The sequence below is a fragment of the Mycobacterium sp. P7213 genome (assembly GCF_900604305.1).
Lineage (GTDB): Bacteria > Actinomycetota > Actinomycetes > Mycobacteriales > Mycobacteriaceae > Mycobacterium.
In genome coordinates, this window is sequence record NZ_UWOA01000012.1 from 12,702 (window position 1) to 24,465 (window position 11,764).

Consider the following 11,764-nt stretch of genomic DNA (forward strand, 5'->3'; position numbering starts at 1 on the left):
ACGTGCCAGACCCCGCGACCTATCGTCCGGCGTCCGGGTCCATTCCCGTCGCGCCCGGCGTCTACCGGTTCGTCGACCCGCACGGCCGGGTCATCTACGTGGGCAAGGCGAAAAGCCTGCGGTCACGACTGACGTCCTACTTCGCCGACATCGCCGGCCTGCACCCGCGGACCCGCCAGATGGTGACCACCGCAGCCAAGGTGGAGTGGACGGTGGTCAACACCGAGGTCGAGGCACTCCAGCTGGAATACAACTGGATCAAGGAGTTCGACCCGCGGTTCAACGTCCGCTACCGCGACGACAAGACCTACCCGGTTTTGGCGGTCACCAGAGGCGAAGAGTACCCGCGGCTGATGGTCTACCGCGGGCCGCGCCGTAAGGGCGTGCGCTACTTCGGGCCCTACTCACACGCCTGGGCGATTCGCGAGACCCTGGATCTGCTGCTGCGGGTCTTTCCGGCCCGCACCTGCTCGGCGGGTGTGTTCAAGCGCCACCAGCAGATCGGCCGGCCTTGTCTGCTCGGCTATATCGGCAAGTGCTCCGCACCATGCGTCGGTCGGGTCAGCACCGAAGAACACCGGCGGATCGTGGAGGACTTCTGCGACTTCCTGGCCGGTAAGACCGACCGGATGGTCCGCAGCCTCGAGCAGCAGATGCTGGCCGCCTCCGATGAGCTCGACTTCGAACGCGCCGCGCGTTTGCGCGACGACGTCGCCGCCCTGAAACGCGCCCTGGAGAAGCAGGCCGTGGTGCTCGGCGACGGGACCGATGCCGACGTGGTGGCGTTTGCCGAGGACGATCTGGAAGCGGCGGTTCAGGTGTTCCACGTGCGCGGCGGGCGGGTGCGCGGGCAGCGCGGCTGGATCGTCGAGAAGCCCGGTGACCCCGGCGACGCCGACAGCTCCCTGGGGCAGCTGGTCGAGCAGTTCGTCACCCAGTTCTACGGTGACCAGGCCGAATTGGAAGGCGCCGCCGACGAGCCGACCAACCCGGTGCCGCGTGAGGTGCTGGTGCCCTGTCTGCCGGCCAACGCCGATGAGCTGACCAGCTGGCTCTCCGAGCTGCGGGGTTCGCGGGTCTCGCTGCGGGTGCCGCTGCGCGGCGACAAACGGGCGCTGGCCGAGACGGTCGAGCGGAACGCCAAAGATGCGCTGCAGCAACACAAGATGAAACGCGCCGGCGATTTCACCGCCAGATCGGCTGCGCTGCAGAATATTCAGGAGTCTCTGGGCCTGTCCGACGCCCCGCTGCGCATCGAGTGTGTCGACATCAGTCACGTGCAGGGCACCGATGTCGTCGGGTCGCTGGTGGTGTTCGAGGACGGACTGCCCCGCAAGTCGGACTACCGCCATTTCGCGATTCGGGAAGCCGCCGGCGAGGGGCGCTCGGACGATGTGGCCTCGATCGCCGAAGTGACGCGTCGTCGGTTCCGCCGGCACTTGGATGCCGAAGTGCTTGCCCCCGAAGGGAAATCACGTAAGTTCGCCTATCCGCCCAATCTCTACGTGGTGGACGGCGGTGCACCGCAGGTCAACGCTGCGGCCGCGGTGCTGGCCGAGCTCGGCATCACTGACGTCGCGACCATCGGCCTGGCCAAACGACTGGAGGAGGTGTGGGTGCCCTCTGAGCCGGACCCGATCATCCTGCCCCGGCAGAGCGAAGGGCTCTACCTCTTGCAGCGAATTCGGGATGAGGCGCACCGGTTCGCCATCACCTACCACCGGAGCAAGCGGTCCAAGCGGATGACGGAGTCGGTGCTGGACGCGGTGCCCGGGCTGGGTGAGCATCGGCGCAAGGTGCTGATCTCCCATTTCGGTTCGGTGGCGCGACTGAAAGGGGCTACCGTCGAAGAGCTCACTTCGATCCCGGGGATCGGCGCGGCGACCGCCGCGGCCGTCCTCGAGGCGCTGGGAGCCGACGGCGCGGCGGGCGCCGCTGAACAGCAACGGATGTCGGGATGACCACGGAATCACCGAAAGGCGTACGGGAACGCGATGTCGCCGGCCCGTCAGACGGCGCCGGTATCGACGTGGTGCTGGTGACCGGACTGTCCGGCGCGGGGCGCGGCACCGCGGCGAAGGTCTTGGAGGACCTGGGCTGGTACGTCGCCGACAACCTGCCACCAGACCTGATCACCCGCATGGTGGACCTGGGGCTGGCGGCGGGATCCCGGATCACCCGGCTGGCAGTCGTGATGGACGTCCGCTCGGCCGGCTTCACCGGCGACCTGGACTCGGTGCGCACCGAACTGGCCACCCGCGGCATCAACCCGCGCGTGCTGTTCATGGAGGCCAGCGACGACGTACTGATCCGGCGCTACGAGCACAACCGCCGCAGTCACCCCCTGCAGGGCCAGCAGACCCTCACCGAGGGCATCACGGCTGAACGGATCATGCTGGCGCCGGTGCGCGCGGTGGCCGACCTCGTCATCGACACCTCAGTGCTCAGCGTGCGCGAACTGCGGGAGAGCATCGAGGGGATGTTCGGTGGTGACGCCGTACTGGCCCCCACGTCGATCACGGTCGAGTCTTTCGGCTTCAAGTACGGCCTGCCGATGGACGCCGACATGGTCATGGACGTGCGCTTTCTGCCCAACCCGCACTGGATCGACGAACTACGCCCGCACACCGGGCAGCACCCGGCGGTACGCGACTACGTGCTGAGCCAACCGGGCGCGGACGAATTCCTGGCCGGCTACCACCGGCTTCTGGCCCTGGTGGTCAGCGGCTATCGGCGAGAGGGAAAGCGGTACATGACGCTGGCCATCGGGTGCACCGGCGGCAAGCACCGCAGCGTGGCTATCGCCGAGGCGTTGGCGCGCCTGTTGGATGCCCAAGACGACAACGACCAACTGTCGGTTCGAGTGCTGCACCGGGATCTGGGTCGCGAATGAGTTGCGCCGGCGGCAGTGCAGTGCGAAGCGATGAGGAGAAGCGGCGCCAATGAGTGTTGAGCCCGCGCAAGGCAATCCGAGCATCGTCGCGCTCGGTGGTGGGCACGGCCTGTACGCGACGCTGTCGGCTGCCCGCCGGCTGACCCCACACGTCACCGCGGTGGTGACCGTTGCCGACGACGGTGGCTCCTCGGGTCGGTTGCGCGGCGAGCTCGACGTGATACCACCCGGGGACCTGCGGATGGCACTGGCGGCGCTGGCCTCCGATACCCCGACCGGCCAGCTGTGGGCGACCATCTTGCAGCACCGCTTCGGTGGCACCGGCGCCCTTGCCGGGCATCCGATCGGCAACCTGCTGCTGGCCGGCCTCAACGAAGTGCTGGCCGACCCGGTCGCCGCACTCGACGAGCTCGGCCGGATGCTGGGGGTCAAGGGGCGGGTGCTGCCGATGTGCCCGATCGCGCTGCAGATCGAAGCCGATGTGTCCGGATTGGAGGCCGACCCGCGACTGTTCCGGGTGATCCGGGGGCAGGTGGCCATCGCGACCACCCCGGGAAAGGTACGCCGGGTACGGCTGTCGCCGGGCAATCCGCCGGCTACCCGCCAAGCGGTGGACGCCATCATGTCCGCGGATCTGGTGGTGCTCGGCCCGGGCTCGTGGTTCACCAGTGTGATCCCACACCTGCTGGTACCGGGTCTGGCCTGGGCGCTGCAGAAGACCACCGCCCGTCGTGCTCTGGTGCTCAACCTGGTGGCCGAGCCGGGGGAGACCGCGGGATTCTCCGTGGAGCGACACCTGCACGTACTGGCGCAACACGCACCCGATTTCACGGTGGACCACATCATCATCGACGCAGGCCGAGTGCCCAGTGAACGCGAGCGCGAACAACTGCGGCGTGCCGCCACATTGTTCGCTGCCGAGGTTCGGTTCGTGGACGTGGCTCGACCTGGTACACCTTTACATGACCCAGGAAAGTTGGCGGCGGCGCTGGACGGGGTTCGGAACATCGACGCATCGACGTTGATCGCTCCGACACCGGTCGCGACGCATGCCGAGGGCGGGGGCCGGCAATCCGGCGTGAGTGGACCGAGCGGGCTCGGGCCGGGAGGTGACAAGTCGTGGCGATGACGGCCGAAGTCAAGGACGAGCTGAGCCGTCTCGTGGTCAGTTCGGTGAGTGCTCGCCGCGCCGAGGTCGCGGCGCTGCTGCGCTTCGCCGGCGGACTGCACATCGTGGCCGGTCGGGTCGTAGTCGAAGCCGAGGTGGACCTGGGGGTCATCGCGCGGCGGCTGCGCAAGGACATCTTCGACCTGTACGGCTATAACGCGATCGTGCACGTGCTGACCGCCAGCGGGATGCGCAAGAGCACCCGCTACGTGCTGCGCGTGACGAAGGACGGGGAAGCTCTGGCTCGTCAGACTGGGCTGTTGGATCTGCGCGGGCGCCCGGTGCGGGGCCTGCCGGCCCAGGTCGTCGGTGGCAGTGTCGCTGACGCCGAAGCTGCTTGGCGGGGAGCGTTTTTGGCGCACGGTTCCCTCACCGAACCGGGACGCTCATCGGCTCTGGAGGTCGGCTGCCCCGGACCGGAGGCCGCCCTGGCGCTGGTCGGCGCGGCGCGCCGGCTCGGGGTCAGCGCCAAGGCCCGCGAGGTGCGTGGAGCGGACCGGGTGGTGGTGCGCGACGGCGAGGCGATCGGGGCGCTGCTGACCCGCATGGGTGCCCAAGACACCCGGTTGGTCTGGGAGGAGCGCCGGATCCGCCGCGAGGTACGGGCAACGGCCAACCGGCTGGCCAACTTCGATGACGCCAACCTGCGCCGCTCCGCGCGGGCGGCCGTGGCGGCGGCGGCGCGGGTGGAACGCGCACTGGCGATCCTCGGCGACACCGTGCCTGATCATCTGGCTTCGGCCGGCAAACTGCGGGTCGAGCACCGGCAGGCCTCCCTGGAGGAACTGGGCCGGCTGGCTGACCCGCCGATGACCAAAGACGCGGTGGCAGGACGCATCCGGCGGCTGTTGTCGATGGCCGACCGCAAGGCCAAGCAGGACGGCATTCCCGACACCGAGTCTGCGGTCACCCCGGAGCTGCTCGAAGACGCCTAGCGGTGTGCTTATCCCCAGTTGGGGGTTGATCCACAGCCCGGGTTGCCGGCGACCTCCGGTTGGGGGTCGGTGTCGGGGGTGGTTTTTAGCGTCGGGGTATGGCAACAGCACTGGGCGTGGTGGCGGCGCGGGAGCAGGTCTGTGCTGCTCTGGATGCCATTGATGCCGCCCAGGACGTGTTGCGGGCGACCTCGACGGATCTGGTGGGCAACGCCTTTCGGGTCGACATCGCCGAGCGGCTGGAAACCCAGGACCGGGTGAATCGCGGGTTGATGTACCGGATCTTCGGCGAGCTCGCCGAGCCGCCCGATGGTTGCGGTTCGATCGCCGCAGCACGGGCCGCCCTATGGAAACGGCTGCGGATCACCCCACGCGAGATCACCCGCCGCTGCCGTGTGGCCGCCCGCATCCGGCCCCGCCGCTCCCTGACCGGTGCGGTTCTGCCTCCTGAGTCACCAGCCCTGGCTACCGCGGTGCAGTCGGGTGCGGTCGGGGAGGACCACATCCGCGCGGTCTGCCAGGCCGTCGACGTGCTGCCCGCCTGGGTGCCACCTGCCGACGTCGCCGATGCCGAAACGGCGTTGGTCTCGCATGCCACCCGAGTCGATGCCGGGGTGGTCACCAAGATCGGGCAGCGCATCGCCGATCACCTCAACCCCGATGGGCTGTTCAGTGACCGCGACCGGGCGCGACGGCGCAGCCTGACCCTTGGTCGCCAAGGTCTCGACGGCATGTCCAAACTCACCGGGCTCCTCGACCCCCAAACCCGCGCCTACTTCGAAGCCGTTGCCGCCGCCGTGCGCCCTGGACGGCATGTGCCCGACGGGATTGCGGGGCGCGATGACCGCAGCCCCGGGCAGCGCTGCCACGACGCGTTCAAACTCGCGATGTCCACCGCCATCGCCTCCGGCAAACTCGGCACCCACCGCGGCCACCCCGTCACCGTCATCGTCACCACCACCCTGGCCGAACTCAACCAAGCCGCCCACGCCGCATGCGACCCCTCGCTGCCCATGCCACCACCAGCCTTGACCGGCGGTGGATCCCGGCTGCCCATGCGCGACCTGATCACCATGGCCGCCCAGGCGATCCACTACCTGGCCGTCTTCGACGACCACACCACACGCCCGCTCTACCTCGGCCGGCAAAAACGCGTCGCGACCGCTGATCAGCGGTTGATCTGCTACGCCCGTGACCGCGGCTGCACCCGACCGAACTGCCTAGAGCCCGGCTACCACTGCGAAGTGCACCACTCCCAGCCCTGGGCACGCGGCGGACGCACCAACGCCGACGAGCTGTTCTTCGCCTGCGGCTGCGACCACACCGACACCACCGACGGCCGCCAACACACCATCATCACCACCACCGGACGCCTCGGCTGGACCGACGGCACCACGCCACCACAGGTCAACCACGCCCACCACCGGAGAAGGACTCCTGCGCGGTGATTCCGACCCGCCCGAATGACCGTCGCACGCCTGCACTTGCCGCTATAACAGAACGGGCACACGGCAGGGAGTGAGGACAGTATGGGGTTCATCAAACCGTCGGTTCCCGACGTCGACCCCGAAACGTGGCGCGCCACCCCGTGGGCGACCCGGATCCAGGTCTGCAGCAGGCACTGGGCCGAACAGGGTTTCGGCACCCCATCGGGGGTCTACCTGATCTACCTGATCAAGATCGCGGCCTACGCCGCAGGCGCCGCAGCGGTCATCGCGCTGACTCCGGGCCTGGGCGAACTCGGCCGCATCGCCGACTGGTGGACCCAGCCGATCGTCTATCAGAAACTCGTCGTCTTCAGTCTGCTGTTCGAGATCCTGGGCCTGGGCTGCGGATCCGGTCCGCTGACCGCCCGGTTCTGGCCGCCCATCGGCGGTGTCCTGTACTGGTTGCGGCCCAACACAATCCGCCTGCCGCCGTGGCCCGGCAAGGTCCCGCTCACCCGCGGCGACACCCGCACCGTGGTCGACATCGCCTTGTATGCCGCCGTCCTGGGCTGCGGTGTCTGGGCATTGTTGTCAGCGGGGCACGGCGATCCCGGCCCGGTGGGTCTGCTGGACCCGATGGTGGTGGCGCCGATGGTCGTCGCACTGGTGCTGCTGGGCCTGCGGGACAAGACGATCTTTCTGGCCGCCCGCGCCGAGCACTACGGCCTGACGCTGCTGGTCTTCTTCTTTCCCTACGTCGACCAGATGGCCGCGTTCAAGCTCATCATCCTCGGGCTGTGGTGGGGTGCGGCCACCTCCAAGCTCAACCACCACTTTCCCTATGTGGTCGCGGTGATGACGAGCAACAATGCCCTGCTGCGCTCCAAGATCTTCACCGGCCTCAAACACCTGATGTACCGCGATCACGTCAACGACCTGCGCCCCACCCGGATTCCGCAGCTCATGGCGCACGTCGGCGGCACCACAGCCGAATTCGTCGTGCCGGCGTTATTGGTGCTCGTCGCCGGTGATCACCCGTGGCGGTGGTTCTTGATCGCGTTCATGGTGATCTTTCACCTCAACATCCTGTCCAACCTCCCGATGGGAGTCCCGTTGGAATGGAATGTTTTCTTCCTCCTCTCGCTGTTCTTCCTGTTCGGACAGCATCCCGAAGTCAGCGTCTACGAACTGCGGTCGCCGCTGTTGATGGCCATTCTGTTCACCGGACTCATCGTTATCCCGGTGGCCGGGAACATGTTTCCGCAGCAGATTTCGTTCCTTCCCGCCATGCGTTATTACGCCGGAAACTGGGCGGCCAGCTTCTGGTGCTTCCGCGCCGGCACCGAGGACATCGTGGAGGCCAACGTGGTCAAGAGCTCCGCACTGGTCACCAACCAGTTGGCGAAGTTCTACGACCAGTCCACCGCCGATCTTGTCGCCGACAAAGTCCCGGGGGCGTTCCGTGCCATGCACCTGCAGGGGCGGGCACTGAACGGCTTGCTGGCCCGAGCGCTCGACAACGTGGCCGACTACAACATCCGCGACGGCGAGATCATCGCGGGCCCGCTGATCGGGTGGAACTTCGGCGAAGGCCACCTGCACAATGAGCAGCTGCTCGCGGCGGTGCAGCGCCGCTGCCACTTCGCCGAGGGCGAGCTGCGGGTGATCGTGCTCGAAGGCCAACCCATCCACCGGAAAGAGCAGGCCTACCGGATTGTCGACGCCAAATCGGGGCTGATCGAAGCCGGTTACGTGGCGGTGGCCGACTTGCTCAGCCGCCAGCCGTGGCCCGAACCCGGCGACGAGTTGCCGGTCCGCCGTACCGAAGGTTCTGTGGGGTCCGTCACGCACTAGGCTGGCTACCACTACACCAGCAAACTGAGAAACACGAGGAGAGACCAGTGACGGTCCGGGTAGGCGTGAACGGCTTCGGCCGCATCGGGCGGAACTTCTTCAGGGCATTGGACGCACAAAAAGCTCTGGGCAACAACACCGACATCGAGATCGTCGCGGTCAACGACCTGACCGACAACGCCAGCCTGGCGCACCTGCTGAAGTTCGACTCGATCCTGGGTCGGCTGCCCCACGACGTCAGCCTCGAAGGCGACGACACCATCGTCGTCGGCAACACCAAGATCAAGGCCCTTGAGGTCAAGGAAGGCCCGGCGGCACTGCCCTGGGGTGACCTGGGCGTCGACGTCGTCGTCGAGTCCACCGGCATCTTCACCAACGCCGCCAAGGCCAAGGGCCACCTGGACGCCGGCGCCAAGAAGGTCATCATCTCCGCGCCGGCCACCGATGAGGACATCACCATCGTGCTGGGCGTCAACGACGACAAGTACGACGGCAGCCAGAACATCATCTCCAACGCGTCGTGCACCACGAACTGCCTTGGCCCGCTGGCCAAGGTCCTCAACGACGAGTTCGGCATCGTCAAGGGTCTGATGACCACCATCCACGCCTACACCCAGGACCAGAACCTGCAGGACGGCCCGCACAGCGACCTGCGTCGCGCCCGCGCCGCCGCGATCAACATCGTGCCCACCGGAACCGGTGCCGCCAAGGCGATCGGCCTGGTGCTGCCCGAACTGAAGGGCAAGCTGGACGGCTACGCACTGCGGGTGCCGATCCCCACCGGTTCGGTCACCGACCTGACCGCCGAGCTGAGCAAGTCGGCGTCGGTGGAAGACATCAACGCCGCCATGAAGGCCGCCGCCGAGGGCCCGATGAAGGGCATCCTGAAGTACTACGACGCCCCGATCGTGTCGAGCGACATCGTCACCGACCCGCACTCGTCGCTGTACGACTCCGGGCTGACCAAGGTGATCGACAACCAGGCCAAGGTGGTCTCCTGGTACGACAACGAGTGGGGCTACTCCAACCGTCTGGTCGACCTGATCGCTCTCGTCGGCAAGTCGCTGTAACGCGATCGTGGCCGTCAAGTCAGTCGAAGACCTGATCGCCGAGGGTGTGGCGGGGCGGGGCGTGCTGGTGCGCTCCGACCTGAACGTCCCGCTCGACGATGGAAAGATCACCGACCTGGGCCGGATCACCGCGTCGGTGCCCACACTGCGCGCGCTGGTCGACGCCGGCGCCAAGGTCGTGGTGACCGCCCACCTGGGCCGGCCCAAGGGCGGTCCGGACCCCAAACTGTCGCTGGCGCCGGTCGCGGCCGCGCTCGGCGAGCAGTTGGGCCGCCACGTCCAGTTGGCCGGTGACGTGGTCGGCACCGACGCGTTGGCCCGCGCCGAGGGCCTGACCGACGGTGACGTGCTGCTGCTGGAGAACATCCGCTTCGACGCGCGGGAGACCAGCAAGGACGACGGCGAGCGACTGGCGCTGGCCCGGGCGCTGGCTGAGCTGGTGGCCGCGCCGGATGGTTCGCCGGGGGCGTTCGTCTCCGACGGATTCGGTGTGGTGCACCGCAAGCAGGCCTCGGTCTACGACATCGCCACGCTGCTCCCGTCGTACGCCGGGACGCTGGTCGCCGCGGAGATCCAGGTGCTGCAGCAGCTGACCGAGTCCACCGAGCGGCCCTACGCCGTAGTGCTGGGCGGTTCGAAGGTTTCCGACAAGCTGGGCGTGATCAAGTCGCTGGCGACCAAGGCCGATTCCATCGTGATCGGCGGCGGGATGTGCTTCACCTTCCTGGCCGCCCAAGGCCTTGCGGTCGGGACGTCGCTGCTGGAGGCCGACATGGTGGACACCTGCCGGCAACTGCTCGATGACTACGCCGATGTGCTGCGGCTGCCGGTGGACATCGTCGTCGCCGACAAGTTCGACGCCGCCGCCACCGGCGAGGTCGTCGCCGCGGACGCCATTCCGGACGGAAAGATGGGCCTGGATGTCGGCCCGGGTTCGGTGGAGCGGTTCGCCGCACTGCTGGGCAACGCCAAGACCATCTTCTGGAACGGGCCGATGGGCGTGTTCGAGTTCCCGGCGTTCGAGGCCGGCACCAGGGGAGTGGCCGAGGCGATCGCAGCCGCCACCGCCAAGGGTGCCTTCAGTGTTGTGGGTGGCGGCGACTCCGCCGCGGCGGTACGGGCGCTGGGTCTGCCGGAGGACGGTTTCTCGCACATCTCCACCGGCGGCGGAGCATCCCTGGAATACCTTGAGGGCAAACCACTGCCAGGCTTGCAAGTTCTGGAAACCGGAGGTTCGTAATGAGTCGTAAGCCGCTGATCGCCGGCAACTGGAAGATGAACCTCAACCACTTCGAGGCCATCGCACTGGTGCAGAAGGTGGCTTTCGCGCTGCCGGACAAGTACTTCGACAAGGTCGATGTCACGGTGCTGCCGCCGTTCACCGATCTGCGCAGCGTGCAGACCCTGGTCGACGGCGACAAGCTCCGGCTGACCTTCGGCGCCCAGGACGTCTCGCAGCACGACGCGGGCGCCTACACCGGCGAGATCAGCGGGGCGTTCCTGGCCAAGCTGGGCTGCACCTTCGTCGTCGTCGGGCACTCCGAGCGGCGCAGCTACCACGGTGAGGACGACGCGCTGGTCGCCGCGAAGGCCGCCGCCGCCCTCAGGCACGGCCTCACCCCGATCATCTGCATCGGCGAGCACCTGGAGATCCGGGAGGCCGGCAGCCACGTCGAGCACTGCCTGGAGCAGTTGCGTGGCTCGCTGGCCGGCCTGAGCGCCGAGCAGATCGGTGCCAGCGTCATCGCCTACGAGCCGGTGTGGGCCATCGGAACCGGCCGGGTGGCCGGTGCGGCGGATGCGCAGGAGGTGTGTGCGGCCGTGCGCGGCGAGCTGGGCAAGCTCGCCTCGCCCAAGATCGCCGACACCGTCCGGGTGCTCTACGGCGGGTCGGTCAACGCCAAGAACGTCGGAGAACTCATCGGCCAGCCGGACGTGGACGGCGGGCTGGTCGGCGGAGCGTCGCTGGACGGTGAGCAGTTCGCGATGCTGGCGGCGCTGGCTGCCGGCGGGCCGCTCCCTTGACCCAGAGCCTTGACGCACCAAGGCGAACGGTAGGGTAACTCCCATGATCTTGACGCTGCAGATTCTCTTGGTGATCACCAGCCTGCTGGTGATTCTGCTGGTGCTGCTGCACCGCGCCAAGGGTGGCGGCCTGTCGACTCTGTTCGGTGGCGGTGTGCAGTCCAGCCTGTCCGGCTCGACCGTGGTCGAGAAGAACCTGGACCGGCTGACTTACTTCGTCATCGCGATCTGGCTGACCTGCATCATCGCGGTCGGCCTGCTCATCAAGTACGCGTGATCTGCCCCCCAGCCCGGCTTAGACCGGCTGGGGCTGGTGGTCGCCGCCCGGAGGCGGCGCCGACAGCGGGGCAGAAGGGCGATGCATAACGGTGTCCTGGTCGGTTTTGAACTGC

General features: G+C 67.7%; 9 protein-coding genes and 1 pseudogene. All 10 read left to right on the forward strand.

The window, feature by feature from the left end; genetic code table 11:
* The first annotated feature begins 2 nt into the window (after window positions 1-2).
* Window positions 3-1,961 carry an excinuclease ABC subunit UvrC gene (gene uvrC, locus EJK91_RS06195; protein ID WP_125078505.1) on the forward strand — a complete coding sequence of 653 codons (1,959 nt, stop codon included), beginning with the start codon at window positions 3-5 and terminating at the stop codon, window positions 1,959-1,961.
* The gene (rapZ, locus tag EJK91_RS06200) at window positions 1,958-2,893 is read left to right on the forward strand and encodes an RNase adapter RapZ (RefSeq protein ID WP_024443535.1); all 936 of its coding nucleotides are present in this window, start codon (window positions 1,958-1,960) and stop codon (window positions 2,891-2,893) included. Before uvrC ends, rapZ begins: the two co-directional genes overlap by 4 nt.
* A gap of 49 nt (window positions 2,894-2,942) precedes the next feature.
* The gene (locus tag EJK91_RS06205) at window positions 2,943-4,022 is read left to right on the forward strand and encodes a gluconeogenesis factor YvcK family protein (RefSeq protein WP_125078506.1); all 1,080 of its coding nucleotides are present in this window, start codon (window positions 2,943-2,945) and stop codon (window positions 4,020-4,022) included.
* A complete protein-coding gene (gene whiA / locus EJK91_RS06210; RefSeq protein ID WP_024443533.1) occupies window positions 4,019-4,996 on the forward strand; it encodes a DNA-binding protein WhiA in 978 nt (325 codons plus the stop codon). Before EJK91_RS06205 ends, whiA begins: the two co-directional genes overlap by 4 nt.
* 98 nt (window positions 4,997-5,094) lie before the next feature.
* A pseudogene (locus EJK91_RS06215) lies at window positions 5,095-6,463 on the forward strand (HNH endonuclease signature motif containing protein).
* 62 nt (window positions 6,464-6,525) lie between these two features.
* Window positions 6,526-8,277: a DUF3556 domain-containing protein gene (locus EJK91_RS06220; protein ID WP_125078507.1), complete on the forward strand. Its 1,752-nt coding sequence runs from the start codon at window positions 6,526-6,528 to the stop codon at window positions 8,275-8,277.
* A 47-nt stretch (window positions 8,278-8,324) separates the two neighbouring features.
* Entirely contained in the window at window positions 8,325-9,347 is a 1,023-nt protein-coding gene (gap, locus tag EJK91_RS06225) for a type I glyceraldehyde-3-phosphate dehydrogenase (RefSeq protein ID WP_024443530.1), read from the forward strand.
* A gap of 7 nt (window positions 9,348-9,354) precedes the next feature.
* Complete coding sequence (locus tag EJK91_RS06230; protein WP_024443529.1) at window positions 9,355-10,587, forward strand: phosphoglycerate kinase; 1,233 nt, start codon at window positions 9,355-9,357, stop codon at window positions 10,585-10,587.
* Window positions 10,587-11,372 carry a triose-phosphate isomerase gene (tpiA, locus tag EJK91_RS06235; RefSeq protein ID WP_125078508.1) on the forward strand — a complete coding sequence of 262 codons (786 nt, stop codon included), beginning with the start codon at window positions 10,587-10,589 and terminating at the stop codon, window positions 11,370-11,372. Before EJK91_RS06230 ends, tpiA begins: the two co-directional genes overlap by 1 nt.
* A 43-nt stretch (window positions 11,373-11,415) precedes the next feature.
* Window positions 11,416-11,649: a preprotein translocase subunit SecG gene (gene secG, locus EJK91_RS06240; protein ID WP_024443527.1), complete on the forward strand. Its 234-nt coding sequence runs from the start codon at window positions 11,416-11,418 to the stop codon at window positions 11,647-11,649.
* Window positions 11,650-11,764 lie beyond the last annotated feature (115 nt).